The following is a 19,003-nucleotide window of genomic DNA, read 5'->3' as shown; positions in this document are numbered from 1 at the left end:
GCCTCCCCTGACGGCCTCCCCGGAGGACGGGTGCGGGAGGGACGGGGCACGCGGGCGTGCGGCGCGGACCGGACATGTACCGTTGATCACATGCGGTTTGGGTTACTCGGGCCACTCGCGGTGTGGGACGACGAGGGGAAGGCGATCAGGGTTCCCGAGGCCAAGGTCCGGACGCTGCTGGCGGACCTGCTCGCGCACGGTGGGGACCCGGTGTCCACGGACCGCCTGGTCCACGACCTGTGGGGTGACGGACCGCCGGGCAAGCCGGCGGGAGCCCTCCAGTCCAAGGTCTCCCAACTGCGCCGCGTCCTGGGCCGGGACCGCGTGGTGCGGGAGGGGCCGGGCTACCGCCTGCGGCTCGACCCGGTCGCCGACGAGGTGGACGCCGACCGCTTCCGGGCCCTCGTGGCCGAGGCCGTGCCCGTACGCGACCCCCGCGCACGGGCTGCGCTGCTCACCGAGGCCCTCGGCCTGTGGCGGGGACCCGCGTACGCGGACTTCGCGGACGAGGAGTTCGCGCGGGGGCCCGCGCACCGCCTCACCGAGCAGAGGCTGTCCGTTCTGGAGGAGCAGGCCGAGGCACGGCTGGCGGCCGGAGACCACGTGCTCCTCGCGGGGGAGCTGGCCGACCTGGTGGCCCGGTACCCGCTCAGGGAGCGCCTGCGCGCCGTCCGGATACGGGCTCTCTACCTGGCGGGCCGCCAGAGCGAGGCCCTGGCGTCGTACGAGGATCTGAGAGCCCACCTGGCCGGGGAACTGGGCGTCGATCCCGGCCCCGAACTCGGCGCGCTGCACCAGGCGGTGCTCCGCCAGGACCCGGTGCTCCACCGGAACCCGCTCCCCCCGGTGCCGTCCGCGCCGGAACCCGTCCGGGCCGGGACGGCTTCCGGGCCGGCCGCGCCACCGCCCGCGGCGGGCCCCGAATCGAACCTGCCCGTCCCGCTCACCCCCCTCATCGGCCGGGACCAGGCCCTCGCCCGGCTCTCCCGGCTCCTGGGCGCCGCGCGCCTGGTGACCCTCACCGGGCCCGGCGGCGTCGGCAAGACCCGCCTGGCCGTGGCGGCGGCCGCCGCCACGGCCGCTGACGCCACGGCCGGCGGGCACCCCGACGGCGTCTGGCTCGTGGAGTTCGCCGGCGTTCGCGCCGGAACCTCCGCCGACCTCGCCCAGGTCGTCGCCGCCACCCTCGGCATCCGGGAGGACGCCCCCTCCGCGCTGCCGGGCAACGGGACCGGTGCCGGGGAGCGGCCCCCCGCACAGCGCCTCGCCGCCGCCCTGCGGGACCGCCGGGTCCTGCTCGTCCTGGACAACTGCGAGCACGTCGTCGACGCCGCCGCCGAACTGGCCGAGCTGCTGCTGCGCACCGCGCCCGGCCTGCGCGTGCTGGCCACCAGCCAGGAGCCGCTCGGCCTGGCCGGAGAGGCCGTGTTCCTGGTCGAGCCCCTGCGGACCGCCGACGCCGTACGCCTGTTCGCCGAGCGCGCAGCCGCGTCCGCTCCCGGTTTCCGCCTCGGCCGGGAGACGTCCGACCAGGAGGCCGTCGCCGAGATCTGCCGCCGCCTCGACGGCATCCCGCTCGCCCTCGAACTCGCCGCCACCCGTGTGCGCGCTCTGGGAGTGCGGGAACTGGCGGCCCGTCTCGGCGACCGGTTCCGGGTGCTGACGACCTCCCGGCAGCGGGGCGCGCCCGCCCGCCAGCAGACCCTGCGGGCCATGATCGACTGGAGCTGGGAGCTGCTCAGCGCACCGGAGCGGATCGTCCTGCGCCGCCTGGCGGTGCACAGCGACGGCTGCGACCTGGAAGCCGCCGAGGCGACGTGCGCGGGCGACGGCGTCGCCCGTGAGGAAGTGCTCGACCTGGTGACGCGGTTGGTCGACCGGTCACTGGTGGTCGTCGTGGACGGCCCCACCGGGCCCCGCTACCGGTTGCTGGAGTCCGTCACCGCGTACGCGGCGGAGCGGCTGGACGAGATGGAGGACCTCACCGCCGTACGCGACCGCCATCTGCGCTACTACCTCGCACTCGCCGAGCGTGCCGAGCCAGGGCTGCGAGGCGCGGACCAGCGGACCTGGCTCGCACGCCTGGACGCCGAGGCAGGCAATCTACGCGCCGCACTCGACGAGGGGGTCCGCCGAGCGGCCGAGGGACGGGCCGCCGAGGCGGTGAGGCTCGCCACCGCCCTGTCCTGGTGGTGGCTGCTGTGCGGCCGCTTCACCGAGGCCCGCCGCGGCCTGACGGCCGTCCTGTCCGCCGCCGGGGGCAACGCGCCGGAACCCGTTCTGCTGAACGCCGCGTTCGCGCTGCTCACCGGCGACCGCACCGAGGCGGACCTCGACGCGGCCGCCGACGCCGTCCCCGACCCCGTGCGCAGCGCCCGCGCCCTGTGGCTGTGCGCGTACGGGATGTTCAGCGCGGGCGAAGCCGCCGCCTGCGACGGACTGAACGCGCGCGCCCTGGGCCTCTTCACCGCGGCGGGCGACCGATGGGGGACCGCCGCCGCCCTCGGCCTGCGGGCGACACTCGCGCTGATCCGCGGCGATCTCGCGGGACTCGGCCGCGACGGCCTGCGCAGCGCCGAACTCTTCCGCGAACTGGGAGACCGCTGGGGGGAGCTGCAGACCGTCTCACCGCTCGCCGCGCTCGCCGAGGTCAGGGGCGACTACGACGACGCGGCACGCCGTCAGTGTGAAGGGCTGGGCATGGCGCGGGAACTGGGCCTGGAGACGGAGGTGTCGGCCCGGCTGTCCGGGCTCGGCCGGCTCGCGCTGCTGGCCCGCGACTGGGAGCGGGCCCGCGATCTGCACGAGCGGGCACGCCGTATCGCCGTGGAACAGGGCTACAAGTACGGCGAGATCCATTCGGAGATGGGCCTCGCGCTCGGCGCACGCCGCTCCGGCGACCTCGACGGAGCCGAGGCGCACCTGACGCGCATCCGCGACGGCTACGCGGACGTGTCCTCGGAGGCGGGCGACCACCTGCTCCTCGCCGAACTCGGTTTCGTGGCCGAACTCCGCGGTGACGCGGACCGGTCCGCCGCCTGTCACCTGCGCGGCCTGGACGTCGCCCGCTCCCTGGGCGAGCCCCGCGCCCTCGCCCTCTCCCTGGAAGGCCTCGCGGGGGCGGCGGCGCTGCTCGGTCGCGGTCACGGGCATGGGCACGGGCAGGCCGCCGCGTGCGCGGCCGTGCTGCTCGGGGCGGCGAACGCGGCGCGGCGAGGCCTGGGGGCTCCGCTGCCGCCCGCCGAGCGCGGCGATGTCGACCGCATCGCGTCGGCGGCCCGGGAGACACTGGGCGAGCCCGCCTTCACTCAGGCCTTCGAGCGCGGCGCGCGGCTGACCGCGGAGGAGGCGGTGCGCCATGCGTCCGCGGAGCTGGGCTGGCCGACCGGCGGGGCCGGGGGTGAGGTCCCCGGCGGGCCCTGCCGGAGCGGTCCGCCGCCTGTCCCCCGGGGCGCGGCCGGGTTGCGGCGGACGGAACGAGGTCTTCTCCTGGGAGGCACGGGACCTTGTGACGATGTCGTGGTGGGAGGCGTATGACCGGCCGTGGCGGTCCCCCCGGAACCGGGGCGGCGGGCTGGGGGCAGCCCGCCGAGCTGGTGCTGGACGCCGCCGGTGCGGTGATGGCGTGCACGCAGCCCGTTCTGGAGTTGCTGGGCGGCTCGGCCGGGGAGCTCCGCGGCAGGGAGCTGGGCTCCTTCCTCGAGGATCCGTCGGCGTGGGCGGGGCTGGCCGAGAGCGCCGGGCACGGCCGCCGCGGCGACGGGCGCGTGGTGCTGCGGCGCGTCGGCGGCGGCCGGGTGGACCTGGACGTGAGCGTGTTCGCGCTCGCGGGGGGAGGCGGGGCGCGTTTCCTCGTCTGGCTGGTGCCCGCGGCGGGAGCCGAGCTCGAGGACGAGTTCGGGATGCGGGTGGCCCTGGCCGGAGGCGGTGTGCTGGCCTCCAGCCCGCGCGCACAGCAGCGGCTGGACCTGCTGCACGCGGCGGCGGTGCGCGTCGGCGGTTCGCTGGACGTGGCGCGCAACGCCGAGGAACTGGTCGATCTGCTGGTGCCGGTGTTCGCCGATCTGGGCGCGGTCGATCTGACCGAGGAGGTGCTGGCGGGGGAGGAGCTCGGGGAGTTCGCCGCGGACGCCTCCATGAGGCGCGTCGCCGTGGCCGCCGGGGAGGGAATGTGGCCCGGGGAGGTCTACGGCCTCGGAGAGACGTTCTCGATCGGGGATGTCGAGCGGGAGCACCTGCTGCGGGGGGCGGCCGGCATCATGCCGGACCTGAGCGGCCTGCGGAGGGCGGCGGCACGGGATCCGCGGCGGTCCCGGCTGAGCCTGCCCGAGGCCGCGACCTCCTTCCTGGTCCTCCCGCTGCGGGCGCGCGGGACCGTACTGGGGGCCGTGCCGCTGTGGCGGACCGGGGGCCGGACTCCGTTCGACCGCAGTGACGCGACCCTGGCCGAGGAGATCGGCTCCCGGCTGGCCCTGGGCCTGGACAACGCCCGCCGGTACACCCGGGAGCGGCGCACGGCCGAGGCCCTGCAGCGCAGCCTGCTGCCGCCTCCGGTGGTGCGCCTGGCCGGGGCGGAGACCTCGGGGATGTACGCGCCGGCCAGCACCGCGGCCGGCACCGGCGGGAGCTGGTACGACGTGATCCGGCTGTCCGGGGTCCGGGTGGCCTTCGTGGTGGGCAAGGTCGCCGGGCACGGAGTGAACGCCGCCGGCGCCATGGGACGGCTGCGGTCGGCGGTGCAGACCCTGGCCGACCTGGACCCGCCGCCCGACGAGCTGCTGAGCCATCTGGACGACCTGGTGACCCGCATCGGTGAGGACGAGGGGCACCGGGCGGGGCCGGCCGTCAGCTCCCTGCACGGAGCGACCTGCCTGTACGCCGCCTACGACCCGGTCACCGGACGGTGCCTCGTCGCCAGTGCCGGCCACCCCGGCCCCGTCCTGTCCAGGAGGCAGGACTGCGCGGCCGACAGCGTCGGACTCCGTCCCGGGCCGCCGCTGGGAGGCGGCACCGAACCCTTCGAACCGGTGGAACTGCTCCTGCGGCCGGGCGATGTCCTCGCCTTCCACAGCGGACCGCTCACCGCGGCGGCGCGGAACACCGAGCGGGACCTGGAGCGGATGCGCGAGAGCGCCCGGACCGCCGCGAGCACCGAACAGCCGCTGAGCGAGGTCGGACCCCGCCTCCTGGCCCGCCTGCGGGAGCAGAACCGCGACGAGGACCTCGCCCTGCTCCTGGCCCGCGTGGACCGGGTGCCGCCCGAGGACACGGCCTTCTGGCGACTGCCCGCCGACCCCAGCCTCGTCGCGCACGCCCGGGCCCTGGCCTCCGCCCAGCTGGCGGAGTGGGACCTGGGCGAGCTGGACTTCACCACCGAGCTGATCGTCAGCGAACTGGTCACCAACGCCGTCCGCTACGCCGGCGGCCCCATCGGCCTGCGGCTGATCAGGGACCACCGGCTCGTCTGCGAGGTCTCCGACCCCAGCCAGTCCCAGCCCTACCTGCGCCGCGCCCGCCTGTCCGAGGAGGGCGGCCGCGGCCTGTTCCTCATCTCCCAGCTCGCCCACCGCTGGGGCAGCCGCTACACCCCCGGCGGCAAGACCATCTGGACCGAGCAGCTCACCGAGGGCCCCTGAGTTCACCGGCAACCGCACTCCACGCGGACGCCCGGCATGCCCGGGAGGCGGCCTCGCCGCAGCGACGCACGTTCGCCCCGTGGTCCTGGGACGACTACCACGGTGAGCGGCGCAACCAGATCGTCTTCACCGGCGTCGGCCTCGGCGAGGGACGCATCCGCTCGGCGCCGGACGACACGCTGCTCACCGACTCGGAACCGTCGCTGGGCCGGGAGGGCTGGAGAGCCTTCTTCGACCCCCGGCCCCCTGCTCGGCGACGGTCCCGTATGACGCGGCGGGGGCGGCGCCGGCCGCCGTGGAGCAGGTGGGATTTGAAGAAACCACCGGTCGGGAGGAACCTGGAACCTGAGCCATACGCGGCTGAAGCGTCCAGAACGCTCCGACAGGCAGGCGAAGGACATGGCTACCGCACACGCCCCACACACCCAGCACCCGCACCGGCACGGCGAGGGTTGCGGCCACGTCGCCTTCGGGCACGGCGACCACACCGACTACGTGCACGAGGGCCACCTCCACCGCGTCCACGAGGGTCACGTCGACGAGTGCGAGCCCGAAGGGCACGCGGTCCACGGTGACCACCCGCACCGGCACGGCGAGAGCTGCGGCCACCTCGCCGTCCCGCACGGCGACCACACCGACTACGTGCACGACGGATGCCGGCACGCCCTTCACGAGGGCCACTGGGACGAGCACTGAGGACCGGCGGTTGCGCGGTGCCGCGGAACCGCCGCCGGGACTTCGCGGCCCGCTCGCTCCGGTTGTCGGGATGCGGGCCGTCAGGCTGTCCGTCCGTCCGGACACTTCCGGCACCGTCCTTCGAAGACGAGCACGTGGCGTACGTCGACGAACCCGTGCCGCCGCTGCGCAGCCGCCAGCCACTCCTCGAACTCCCGGCAGGGGAAGGGCACATTGTGTCCGCAGCCGCGGCAGACCAGGTAGTGCCGGTGCTCGGTGGTGTCCCTGTAGCGGTAGGACCTCCCCCCGCTGCTGTCGCGCACGACGTCGACCAGGCCGAGGCGTTCCAGAGCGGCGAGTGCCCGGTACACGGTGCTCAGGCTGACCGGATCCCCCTGGTGCTGGAGGTGCCGGTGGATCTGCCGGGCGCCGGCGAACACCTCCAGCCCTTCGAGTACCCGCAGGACCGTCGCCTGTCGTCGGCGGGTTCCGGGGAGCGGGGACCACAGGCCGGGGGGCCGGGGGGCGTCGTCCGCCGGGGTGCCCCGGTGCGTTCGAGCGGCGGGCCGACTCTCGGGCGCCTCGCCGGAGAAACGGGGTGGGCTCCGCCTCTTCCGCGTCCGCGGCTTTCCCGGAGACCGCTGCGTTGTACGGAACTCCTGTGGTTCATGGGATGCGGGTCCTCCGGGTGCGGGAAAGCCCGCCGGTGACGCGGCGTCACAGACCATGGTGCCACTCTATAGGAAACGATTTTCGTTTTCCCGCTGCCGCATCCTCTCGGGTTCCGCCGAGGGGGTGGCCGGTGCCGTTGTCGGACGTTCCGGGCGTTTCGCGCCCTCCAGCCGGTTCGGCGGGTCGGCCTGTGCGCGCCTCTTGTAAACGAAAACCATTGTCATTATATGATCCGGGTGCCCGGTGGCCGCGTCTCGGCGCGCCGGGAGGCCGGCGTGCCGTGGTGCCGCCGTATCGAACGGCCGGGCGAAGATGGGGGAGTCAGGTGTCCGTTGACGGAGCGATCGTTCCGCCCGAGCGACTGCGGTACGCGATGCGGGAGGCGGCCGAGGCCGCGCTGTCCGGCTCCGACCTCACCCGCTCGGCGGCCTTCGCCGACGAACTGGACGGCGTCGCACTGCTGGCGATGGCCCGGATCCTGCGCCGCCACGGACTGTTCCGCCACGACGGAGACCGCCACGGAACGCAAGAGGTCCTGGACGCCGTGAAGGCGGCGCCGCGCCACCGCCGGGTCGTCCGCCGCTGGCTCGCCGCGCTGGTGCGGGAGGGGATGCTCACCCGCACCGACGACGGCCGCTTCAGCGGCCTGGCGGCCGCGGACGGCGAGGCACTGGACCGGGCGGCGCAGAAGGTGCGCGAGGCAGGGCGGGCGCTCGGCCACGGACCGGAGATGGCCCGCTTCCTGCTGGACGCCATCGGACACCTCCCGGAACTGCTGCGTGACGAGATAGCCCTGCAGGCGCTGCTCTTCCCCGACGGCACCATGGACACGGCCGACAGCACCTACCGCGAGAACACCGTCAGCCGTTACGTCAACGCGATGGCGGCCGCCGCTCTGCGCGAGGCCGCCGCACAGTGGGGGCGACGCGGTCCGCTGCGGATCCTGGAGGTCGGCGCCGGCGTGGGGGGCACCACCATCGACATGCTCCCCGCGCTCGCCCCCCACGCCGAACGCGCCGAGGACGGCACCTCCCGAATCGAGTACCTCTTCACGGACGTCTCCCGTTTCTTCCTCGTCTCCGGCAGGGAGCGGCTGGGGGACCGCCCCTGGATCCGCTACCGGCTCCTCGACGTGAACGGTGACATGGCCGCGCAGGGCTACGGGCCGGGATCCGCCGACGTCATCGTCTGCGCCAACGTGCTGCACAACGCCCGGCACATCGGCCGCGTCCTGTCCGGGCTGCGGGGGCTGCTGACCCCCGGCGGCCTGCTCGTGGTCATCGAGACCGGTCGCGAGCACTACCAGATCATGACCTCGATGGAGTTCCTCATGTCGCCCGGCCCGGACGACCCGGACCGCGACTTCGAGGACTTCCGCCGCGGCCTCGACCGGATCTTCCTCACACGCGCGGAGTGGCTGCGCGAACTGGCCGCCGCCGGCTTCGCGCCGACCGTCTGCCTGCCCGGCCCCGACGGGCCGCAGGCGCGTCTGGGCCAGTACGTCTTCGCCGCCACGGCCCCCGCGTAGCACCGGCCCCGCGCCCCTTCCACCGTTCCCCTCGCACCGCACCCATGCCCAGGAGCAGCCGCATGCCGCCGACCTCCCTCTGCCCGTTCCTTCCCGCGGACCACCGCGTTCCCCCGGAGGTGCGGCGATGATCGGCTCCATCGCAGTGGTCGGCCTGGCCTGCCGCTTTCCCGGAGCACCGGACCTGGACGCCTACTGGAACCTCCTGCTGGACGAGCGGGAGGCGCTGACCCGCTTCACCGACGCCGAACTGGCGGCCCGCGGGGTGCCGCCCGCGCTGCGCCGCCGTTCGGCCTACATACCCGTGGGCGGACTGATCGACGATCAGGAGTCCTTCGATCCGGAACCGTTCGGCATCGGCGAGGTCGAGGCGGAACTGATGGACCCCCAGCAGAGGGTCTTCCTCGAGACCGCCTGGCACGCCCTGGAGCACGCGGGACACGGCGGGGCGGGCGCCGCGGGAACGGTCGGCGTCTACGCGGGCGCGGCCCTGTCCGGCTACCTCGCCACCAACCTCGCCCACCGCTTCGACCCGCTCGGCGGCGCCGACCCGGCGGGCAGCCTGCAGCTGCACACCGGCAACGTCGCCGACTACCTGCCGCTGCGCACCGCCCACCGCCTGGGCCTGACCGGCCCCGCGGTGGCCGTCGGAGCCACCTGCGCCACCTCGCTCGTCGCCGTCCACGTGGCGGTGCAGGCCCTGCTGGCCGGAGAGTGCGACACCGCGATCGCCGGGGGCGTCTCCCTGCGGGTGCCGCAGGGGCAGGGCTATCTGCACGTGCCGGACGGGCCGTTCTCCGCCGACGGCCGCACCCGCCCGTACGCGGCCGACGCCCGCGGCACCGTCTTCACCCAGGGCGCCGGCGCGGTGGTGCTGCGGCGGCTGGAGGACGCGCTGGCCGACGGCGACACGGTGTACGCCGTGGTGCGCGGCTCGGCGGTCGCCAACGACGGGGCCGAGCGCGCCGGATTCACCGCCCCGTCCCCCGACGGGCAGGCCCGCACCGTCGCCGAGGCACTCGCCGTGGCCGACCTGGAGCCGCGCGACATCGGCTACGTCGAGGGCCACGGCACGGGCACGGTGCTCGGCGACCCGATCGAGGTACGCGCCCTGCGCCGGGTGTTCGGCCCGGCCGACCGCCCGTGGTGCCTGCTCGGCTCGGTCAAGGGCAACATCGGGCACGCCGACTCGGCCGCGGGCATCGCGGGGTTCATCAAGGCCGTCCTGACACTGCGGAACGGCATCGTCCCGGCGAGCCTCCACTGCGCCACCCCCAACCCCGAGCTGGGACTCGACGGCTCCGCCTTCCGCCTGGCACACACCACGGAGAAGTGGGACGGGGAAGGCGACGGGGTCCGGCGGGCCGGGGTCAGCTCCTTCGGTATCGGCGGCACCAACTGCCATGTCGTCCTGGAGCAGGCACCCGTCCCCGCACCCGGCCCGCGCGACGACCGCGCCCAGCTCCTCGTCGTATCCGCCGCCGGGCCGGAAGCCTGCCGCGCCACCGCAGGCCGCCTCGCCGACGAACTCTCCTCCACCGCCGGCGGCCTCGCCGACACCGCACACACCCTGGCCGCCGGACGGAAGCACCTGCCCGTACGCGCCGCCGTGGCCGTCGCCCCGGGCGAGGACCCCGCCGCTGCGCTGCGTCGCGCCGCGCCGGTCACCGTGCCGGACGCGCCGCCGCGGACCGTGCTCGCCTTCCCCGGCGGGGGAGCCCAGTACGCCGGCATGGCCGCGGGCCTGTACCGGGACGAGCCGCGCTTCGCCCGGATCACCGACGAACTCGCGGAGCTGTTCGCACCGCTCATCGGCGCGGACGTGCGCGACGTCCTGCTGGCCGCACCCGGCTACTCCGCCGCCCGGCGGCTGGCCCGCACCCCGGGAGTGGGCCTGCCCGCCCTGTTCACCGCCTCCGTGGCCACCGCCGAACTCCTGGCGGCCTTCGGCGTCCGTCCGGACGCGGTCCTGGGCCACAGCGTCGGAGAGTACGCGGCCGCTGTCACCGCCGGAGTACTGGACCGGGCCGACGCCGCCCGGCTGGTCGCGGCGCGCTCCACGGGCATGGCCGGACTTCCGGCCGGGGGCATGCTGGCGGTCCCGCTCGGCGAGGACGACGTCCGCGCACTCCTGGCGGACCATCCGGACCTGGACGTCGCCGCCGTCAACGCCACCGACGCCTGCGCGGTGTCCGGGCCCTCGGCGGCGATCGGAGGACTGCGCGAGGCGCTGGCGCGGAGGGGTGTCGCGGCGGAGCCGGTCGCGGTGGAGGTCGCCGCGCACTCCCGGCTGGTGGAGGCCGCCATACCCCGCCTGCGCGAGGTCGCCGCACGGCTCCGCCCCTCCGCCCCCCGCGTGCCGCTGGTCACCACCCTCACCGGGAAGGAGGCCACCGCCGCCGAACTCACCGACCCGGAACACTGGATCCGCCATCTGCGCGGCACCGTCCGGTTCGCCGACGCCCTGGACACCGCGCTCGGCGCCGGCACGGCGGTGCTGGTACAGGCGGGCCCCGGCGGCATGCTCGCCGCGCTCGCCGCGCGGAAGGGCGCCGATGCGGTTCCCACCGCGGTCACCACCTTCCCCCGGGCGGACGAGGGAGGCGACGGACGGGCCGCACTGCTGGAAGCCGTCGGACGCCTGTGGAGCGCGGGCGTGCCCGTGGACCTCACCGCCGCGCAGAGGCCCGGGCGGCGCCGCGTCCCCCTGCCCGGATACGCCTTCCGGCGCCGCCGCTTCTGGGCGGACCCCGCGCCGCGGGCGGGGGCCCCCGCTCTCGGGCCCGCTCCCGCCGAACCCGACGCCGTACAGCCCCTGCACCTGCCCGCCTGGCGAAGGCTCCCTCCCCTCACGGCGGCGGTGGACGGCGGCCGGTGGCTGGTGATCGGCACGGGCGAGCAGGCGGAGCCCCTGCGCGCGGCACTGCGCGGGCTGGGGGCGCAGGTGGCGGACACCCTGCCGGAGAAGGCCCAGGACTGGGCCGGGCTGACGGCCGTCGTGCACTGCGCGGACCGGCGTGCCCGCGCCGAGGGGGAGGACGCCGCCGCCCTGGCACAGGAGATCCACGACCACGGCCGGTTCGCGGCCGCCGTCGCCTCCTGCGGGCTCGGTGAGCGGACCCTGCCGCTGCTGCACGTGACGGCCGCCGGTGAGAGGGTGGTGGGAGACGAACCGGTCGACCCCGTGGCCGCCGCCGTCCGCGGCCTGCCCCGGATCCTGGCCCAGGAGGTCCCGGCCGTCCGGTGGCGCTCGCTGGACCTCCCCGGCACCGGCGCGGACCTCACCGGGAAGGTCCTGGCCGAGGCCGTGGACCTGGTCTCCTCCGGTGGACGGGAGCGGGCGGCGTCCTGGGAGACGGCACTGCGCGGCGGGCACCGCTGGCTGCGGCAGTGGGAGCCCTGGCAGCCCGGCACCGGCGCCGCCCTGCCGGACCGGCCGGTCGTCGTCGTCACCGGCGGCCTCGGCAACGTGGGCCTGGCCCTGGCCGAACGTCTGTGCCGCGAGCGCGCTGCGCACGTGGTCCTGGCCGGCCGCAACGGGCTGCCCGGCGACAGCGCCGAACCGCGCCTGCGAGCCCGCGCCGAAACCGTACGGCGACTGCTCGCCGACGGCCACGACGTCCGGGTGGAGACCGCCGACGCCACCGACGGCCGGGCACTGGAAGACCTGCTGCGCACCGTCGCGCGGGACCACGGCCGGATCGATCTGGTGGTGCACGCCCCCGTCGTCGTGGAACTCGCCGCACTGGCCGAGACCGACACCGCGGTGACCGCGGCGGTCCTCGCGCCGAAGGTGGCCGGCGCCCTCGCGCTGAGGGACGCCGTCGCCGCGCTCCCCCCGTCCGCGCGCCCAGCCACCGTCCTGCTGATGGCCTCCGCGGCCGCCACCATCGGCGGCTTCGGCCTCGGCGCCTACGTCGCCGCCAGCCGCTACCTGAGCGGCCTGGCGCACACCCTCGACGGTGCGGACGGCACCCGCTGGATCGCCGTGGACTGGGACCGCTGGCGCTTCGGCACCGAGGAGGAGCGGGCCTCGGCGTCCGAGATCACCATGCGCCACGCGCTGAACGCCCCCGACGCGCTGGACGCGCTGCTGCGCATCGCCGGCCTGGCCGCCGAGGGCGGCACGCCGGCCCACCTCGCCGTCTCGCCCGCGGAGCTGAACGGCCGCTCCCTGGCCCTGGCGGCCCGCACGGCACGGACCGGGACCGAAGCCACCGGCGGGACCGCGCCCGGAACCTGGGCCGAGCGCACGGTGGCCGCCGTCTACGCCGACGTCCTCGGACGCCCCGTGGACGATTCCGGGGCCGACTTCTTCGCCCTCGGAGGGCACTCCCTGCTCGCCACCCGGGTCCTGGCCCGGCTGCGCGACGAGCACGGCGCCACACTGAGGCTGCGCGACCTGCTGGCCCGCCCGTCGGTGGGGGCACTGGCACGGCTGCTGGAGGAGACCACGGGGCACTCGGCGGGGGAGAGCCCCGCGGAAGAGCCGGAAGGCGACGCCGCGTCCACGCCCGCAGCCGCAGTCGCAGTCGCAGTCGCAGTCGCGGCCGGGGAGCCCTTCCCTCTCACGCGGGTTCAGCACGCCTACCGCGTCGGGCGCTCGGACACCTTCGAACTGGGCGGCGTCGGCTGTCACTTCTTCCTGGAGCACCGCGCCGCCGAACTCGACGTGGAGCGCTACCAGGCGGCCTGGAACGCGGTGATCGGCCGCCACGGCATGCTGCGGGCCGTCATCACCCCCGACGGCCACAACCTCGTCCTGCCACAGGTGCTCGAGTACCGCATCCCCGTCACCGACCTGTCCGGCCGGGCCCCGGCCGAGGCCGAGCGGCGCCTGGCCGAACTGCGCGACCGCCTCTCCCGGCGGGTCGCCGCCCCCGACCGATGGCCCCTGATCGAGGTCCACGCCGTCCGCCTGCCCGACGGCTGGCGGGTGCTCCTCTCCGTCGACGTCCTGGTCTGCGACTCCGCCAGCTATCTCCTCGTCGACCGCGAACTGCGCGCCCTGTACGAGGATCCGGGGGCCGAACTGCCGCCGGTCGGCGTCACCTTCGCCGACTGCGTCCGCGCACTGGAGGCCAGGCGCTCCGGACCGGCGTACGCGAGGGCCGCCGCCTACTGGCGCGACCGGGCCCCCGCCCTGCCCGGAGCTCCCGCGCTGCCGGTGCGCGACCGGCAGGGCGCGCCCGGGTTCGGGCGCCGCCGCCACGTGCTCGGCGCCGGCCGCTGGCAGGCGCTGCGGGAGAGGGCCGCCCGGCTCGGCGCCACACCGACCGCCGTCCTGCTCGCCGCCTACGCCGACGTGCTCGCGGCCTGGTCGGGCGACCGCCACTTCGCGATCACCCTGACCGTCTTCGACCGGCCGCCGGTGCACCCGGACGTGGACCGCGTCGTCGGGGAGTTCTCCTCACTGCTGCTCCACGAGGCCGACCTGCGCACGCCCGCCGCCTTCTCCCAGCGGGTACGAGCCGCTCAGCACCGGCTCTTCGAGGACCTCGACCACCGCGAGTTCTCCGGCCTCGAAGTCCTCGCCGAGCAGGCGTCCCGCACCGGTGCCCAGCGCAACGTACCGGTGGTGTTCACCGGCATGCTGGGGCTGGACCGGTTCGGCGGGGACGGCGACGCCCACGACCACGAATGGCTGGGCCCGGTGGTGCACGGCGTCAGCCAGACCCCGCAGGTATGGCTGGACCACCAGGCGTACGAGCACCGCGGCGACCTGGTCCTGCAGTGGGACGTCGCCGAGCACGTCCTCGACGCGGAGGCCGCCGACGCGGCCTTCGCCGCCTACACCGGGTGGCTGGCCGAACTGGCCGGGGACCCGGACGTCTGGGACGACCTCGACGCCGGCCCCCGTCCCGGCGGCGAGGCGCCCGGGCCGCCCGCCCCGGGCACCGCGGAACCCGCGGAACCCGCGGAACCGGTCTCCGACACCGTGCCCGAGGCCCTGCGGGCCCTGTGGGCGGAACTGCTCGACCTCGACGCCGGGGCCATCCCGGCGGACGCCACCTTCCTCAGCCTCGGCGGCGACTCGCTCCTCGCCGTCCGCATGGCCGCGATGGTCAGACGGCGCCTGGGGGTGGTCCTGGCACTGCCGGAGGTGCGCTCCGACCTCACCCTGGCCCACCTCGCACGGCTCGTCCACCGGCGCGGCACAGGTGCACCGGCCCCCCAGACCCTGCCGGTGAAGCTCCGCCGGCGCCCCGACCCCGAGGAGCCGTTCGCGCTGCTGCCGCTGCAACAGGCCTACTTCGTCGGGCAGCAGGGAGGCTGGGAGCTGTCGTACGACTCGGTGCACTACTACACCGACGTCGCCCTGCACGGAGTCGACGCCGGGGAGGCGCCGGAGGCGCTCGCCGACGCGGTGCGGCGCCTGATGGCCGCGCAGCCGATGCTGCGGGCCCGCGTCCTGCCCGACGGACGCCAGCGGATCCTGCCCCCGGACGATCCGGCCGCGCAGGAGGCGCCCGTCGCCGTGACCGACCTGCGGGACGCGAGCGAACGGGAGGCCGAGGCGGCACTGGAGGGCATCCGCGCCGAGATGGGCGGCACCGGCCCCGACCCGACGCAGGGGCCCGGATTCGCCGTACGGCTCACCCTGCTGCCCGCAGGACGAGGCCGGCTGCACATCGCCTTCAGCCTCATGGTCGCCGACGGCTGGTCCGCGCAGATCTTCGCCCGCCAGCTCCTGGCCTACGCCCCCGACCCCAACACCGTTCTGCCGCCGCTGCTGGTCGACTTCGGCGACTACGTCACCGCCATGGAGGAGGCCCGTGCCTCCGAGGCGTGGCGCGCCGACCGCGACTGGTGGTGGGAGCGGCTGGAGGATCTGCCCGCCGCGCCGGGGCTCCCGCTGCTCGCCGACCCCGGAACGGTCACGGCGGCCGGCATGACCGGCCGTGAGGCCCGGCTGCCCGCGCACCGCTGGGAAGCGCTGCGCGAGCGGTGCGCCGAACACGGGCTGACCCCCTCCGCCGTCCTGGCCACCGCCTACGCGGCGGCCGTCGCCCGGCTCTCGGGGGACCCCCGGTTCGTCCTCAACACCCTCCAGTCCAACCGCCATCCGATGCACCCGGACGTCGACCGCATGATCGGCGCCTTCTCCGGAACGGCCCTCGTGCCCGTGGACCTGACCGGGGACGCGCCGTTCGCCGCGCTCGCCGAGAGGGTCCAGGAGCAGATCACCGGCTCGCTGTCCCACAGCCTGGTCACCGGCGTGGAGGTGGCGCGCGAGCTGACCCGCCGCACCGGCAGCCGCCGCCCCCCGGCCCCCGTGGTCTTCCAGAGCACCCTGGGCCTGGGCGCCGCGCTCGGCGGCGACCTCGACCCCGAGGCCGGCCCGCTCGGCACCGTCGACGAGACCGACCACCACCAGCGCATCCGCACCCCCCAGGTGCTGCTGGAACTGCGGCTGTACGAGGTGGGCGGCGAACTCGTCCTCGCCCTGGCCTCGGTGGACGAACTGTTCCGCCCCGGCGACCTGGACCGGCTGTTCGACGAGGTGGTGCGAACCACCGGGGAACTGGCCGACGGAACGGCCTGGCAGGCGCCGGTCGAACTGCCGGCCGAAGCGCCGGACCGGACCGGCCCGCCCCGGCGCGGTGAGGAGCCGGAGGCCGCCGCGGCCGCGCACGACCCCGGCCCGCCGCGTGACGGGGCCGAGCGCGCGATCGCGGAACTGTGGGCCCGTCTGCTGGCCGTGCCGGCCGGGGACGTCGACCGCACGGCGGACTTCTTCGCCCTCGGCGGCGACTCCCTGCTGGCCGTGCGGATGCTCACCCGGTACGCCAGGGAGCACGGCGCCTCCGTCGCACCGCGCACGTTCCTCACCGACCCCACCGTCGCCGGATTCGCGGCGGCGCTGCGTGCGGCCGACGGCCGGGCCGCCGCGGAGGGAGCCGGCCGGGACACGGCCGCCGCCGGCACCGTGCCCGTCGATGACATCGCCGTTCCGCTGCGGGAAGGGCGGGGGCCGACGCTGTTCCTGCTCCACCCCTCCGGCGGGGACGTCCTGTGCTACATGGAGCTGGCCCGCCGCCTCACCACCGGCCATCCGGTCGTCGCCCTCGCCGACCCCGGACTGTCCGGGCACCCCGCCCCCGAGCGCATCCCGGACATGGTCCGCCAGTACCTGCACGTGGTGCGGCACCACCAGCCCCACGGGCCGTACCTGCTCGGAGGCTGGTCCATGGGCGGCACCGTCGCCCACGAACTCGCCCGCGCACTGCGGCGGCAGGGCGAGGAGGTCGCCCTCCTGGCGATGGTCGACTCCAACAGCCCGGACCGCATCGTCGCCATCGAGGGCCTGGACCGGCAGCGCACCGCGCAGGAGGTGAGGCTGAGGTACCTGCGCTCGCTGGAGGCGTACCTCGACCTCGACACCGACGGCGCGGACCCCGGCGAGCTGGAACGGTCCCTGCGCCAGGAGCGGCTGCTGGGGACGCAGGAGAGCGTCTCCGGACGGGTGGAGGTGTTCGCCCGCCATCTGCGCGGCCTCGCCGAGCACCGTGCGGGCCCCCTCGACGAGGACGTTCCGGTGCTGCTGCTGCGCGCGGCCCGCACCTCCCCCCGCAACGGCCGCATCGGCATGGGCGTCGACGACTCCTTCGACGACGAGGCGCTGGGCTGGCGTCCCCACGTGGCGGGACCGCTGGAGGTCGTGCCCGTGGCCGCCCACCACTACTCCATGCTCCGCGACCCCGCCGTGACCGAGGTCGCCGCCGCCCTGAACCGCGCACTCGGGTCCCCCGGGCCGGACGCGGCCCCCGCCCGGCCGTGAGAGCCGGCACCCCCAGCCACATCCGAACGGAAGAAAAGAACGACATGGACAACGGCCGCCGCCACCGCGCGGACGACGAACCGACCGACACCCACCCCGCCCGCCGGCGCGTACTCGGCGCCGGGCTCGCCCTGGCGGGCGCCGCCGCCCTCGCCGCCTGCGGCCGCGACGGCGGCACCGCATCCGACAGCTCCGCGCCCGATGAGGACAAGCCCGTGGCGGGCGGTACCCTCCGCTACGGAACCGTCGCCGCGGGCGGCGGAACGGCGGTCACCGACCCCCACGGCACCCTGCTGAACCAGTCCGACTGGATCCGCATGGCCGCGCTGTACGACGTCCTGGTGGCCCCCGCCGGCAGGGGTGAGGTGGCGCCCCGGCTGGCGCTCTCCTGGGAGGCGGAGAAGAACGCCACGCGCTGGCGGTTCCGGCTGCGCGACGACGCCCGCTTCACCGACGGCAAGGCGGTCCGCGCCGCCGACGTCCTGCACTCGCTGCGCCGCATGGCCGACCAGGCGGTGCAGAACGGCAACCGGCTCGGCACCGTCGACATCAAGCGCTGCCGCGCCGAGGACGACCACACGCTCCTGATCGCCACCGGTGAGCCCGACGCCGAACTGCCGCGCACCCTGGCCGGAGTGGTCTTCGTCGTGCCCGACGGCGCGGACGACTTCGAGCGGCCGGTGGGCTCCGGACCGTTCCGTCTCAAGACCCTGGACGGGCAGACCGCCGCGCTCACCCGCAACGAGCGCTGGTGGGGCGACCGTCCCCACCTCGACGGACTGGAGGTCCGCGGCTTCGCCGACCCCCAGGCCCTCGCCTCCGCCGTCACCTCCGGCGCCGTCGACGTGGCGAGCGACGTGGCCCCGGCCACCGCCAAGTCCGCCGCGGACGGCGGCGGGCTGCGGGTGCTGAGGCGGCGGGCCGCCAACGGATACCCGCTGCTGATGCGCCTGGACCGGGCGCCCTTCGACCGGCCCGAGGTGCGCCGCGCCGTCAAGCTCGCCGTCGACCGGCAGGCACTGGTGGACTCGGTGTTCCTCGGGTACGGCACGCCCGGCAACGACGCGCCGTGCGCCGACGACCCGTCGTACCCCAAGGACCTCGCCCCGCCCGCCCGAGACCTGGAGCAGGCCCGCGAACTGCTGCGCAGGGCCGGCCATCCGGACGGGCTCGACCTCGAGCTCCACACCACCACGGCCTACCCGGCGATGGCCACGGCCGCGTCGCTGATCGAGCGCCAGCTGCGCGAGGCCGGCATCCGCGTCACCGTCCGCCAGCATCCGCCGGAGCGCTACTGGAGCGAGGTCTACCTGCGCGAACCGCTGTGCACCGGCGTGTACGCGGGCGTCGGGTTCCCCACCTGGGTCCGCCAGACCGCCCTTTCGGCCTCCGCCTACAACGAGACGGGCTGGAAGAAGCGCTCGTTCGACCGGGACTTCGCGGCGGCCATGGCGGACACCGACACCGGGCGGCGCACCAGGGCCATGTCCGAACTCCAGCGGCAGATCGCCTCCGACGGCGGCCTGCTCGCCTGGGGCGCGGGCGACGGCCTGGACGTGGCCGACTCCCGCGTCGGCGGGCTGCCCGACGGCACCGGATACGCCCGCATGCTGCTCGACCGGACGTGGCTGAAGCGGTGAAGAGGTCCCGGTCCGGCCGGGCCGGGGCGGACGGCGGGGCACCGGCCGCAGGACCTCGCGGCACTCTCCG

7 protein-coding genes are annotated in these 19,003 nt (G+C 75.7%); 6 read left to right on the top strand and 1 reads right to left on the bottom strand.

Annotated features, from left to right (window positions below; all coding sequences use genetic code 11):
* Positions 1 to 90: 90 nt before the first annotated feature.
* From ACLIYP_RS08265 to ACLIYP_RS08255, 3 genes are all read left to right on the top strand, one after another.
* Positions 91 to 3,537 carry a BTAD domain-containing putative transcriptional regulator gene (locus ACLIYP_RS08265; protein ID WP_412712480.1) on the top strand — a complete coding sequence of 1,149 codons (3,447 nt, stop codon included), beginning with the start codon at positions 91 to 93 and terminating at the stop codon, positions 3,535 to 3,537.
* Positions 3,534 to 5,636, top strand: a complete 2,103-nt coding sequence (locus ACLIYP_RS08260) for an ATP-binding SpoIIE family protein phosphatase (protein WP_412712479.1) — start codon at positions 3,534 to 3,536, stop codon at positions 5,634 to 5,636. Before ACLIYP_RS08265 ends, ACLIYP_RS08260 begins: the two co-directional genes overlap by 4 nt.
* A 399-nt stretch (positions 5,637 to 6,035) precedes the next feature.
* Entirely contained in the window at positions 6,036 to 6,332 is a 297-nt protein-coding gene (locus tag ACLIYP_RS08255; protein WP_412712478.1) for a hypothetical protein, read from the top strand.
* 80 nt (positions 6,333 to 6,412) lie between these two features.
* On the opposite strand, the gene ACLIYP_RS08250 is transcribed toward ACLIYP_RS08255, so the two are convergent.
* Complete coding sequence (locus ACLIYP_RS08250) at positions 6,413 to 7,039, bottom strand: Fur family transcriptional regulator (protein WP_412712477.1); 627 nt, start codon at positions 7,037 to 7,039, stop codon at positions 6,413 to 6,415.
* Positions 7,040 to 7,308: 269 nt separating this feature from the next.
* Here ACLIYP_RS08250 and ACLIYP_RS08245 point away from each other — a divergent pair, with 269 nt between their 5' ends.
* The 3 genes from ACLIYP_RS08245 to ACLIYP_RS08235 all read left to right on the top strand — a co-directional run bounded on the left by ACLIYP_RS08245 (position 7,309) and on the right by ACLIYP_RS08235 (position 18,933).
* Positions 7,309 to 8,511 carry a class I SAM-dependent methyltransferase gene (locus tag ACLIYP_RS08245; protein ID WP_412712476.1) on the top strand — a complete coding sequence of 401 codons (1,203 nt, stop codon included), beginning with the start codon at positions 7,309 to 7,311 and terminating at the stop codon, positions 8,509 to 8,511.
* 127 nt (positions 8,512 to 8,638) lie between these two features.
* Positions 8,639 to 17,293 (top strand): SDR family NAD(P)-dependent oxidoreductase, encoded by an 8,655-nt coding sequence (locus ACLIYP_RS08240; protein WP_412712475.1) that lies wholly within the window; start codon positions 8,639 to 8,641, stop codon positions 17,291 to 17,293.
* Positions 17,294 to 17,337: 44 nt separating this feature from the next.
* Complete coding sequence (locus ACLIYP_RS08235) at positions 17,338 to 18,933, top strand: ABC transporter substrate-binding protein (RefSeq protein ID WP_412712474.1); 1,596 nt, start codon at positions 17,338 to 17,340, stop codon at positions 18,931 to 18,933.
* The last annotated feature ends 70 nt before the right edge of the window (positions 18,934 to 19,003 follow it).

It is taken from the genome of Streptomyces nanhaiensis, assembly GCF_046614825.1.
In the GTDB taxonomy this organism is placed as follows: Bacteria; Actinomycetota; Actinomycetes; order Streptomycetales; family Streptomycetaceae; genus Streptomyces; species Streptomyces radiopugnans.
Note: the sequence above shows the minus strand (reverse complement) of the source record. Positions and strands in the feature narration are given on the sequence as shown.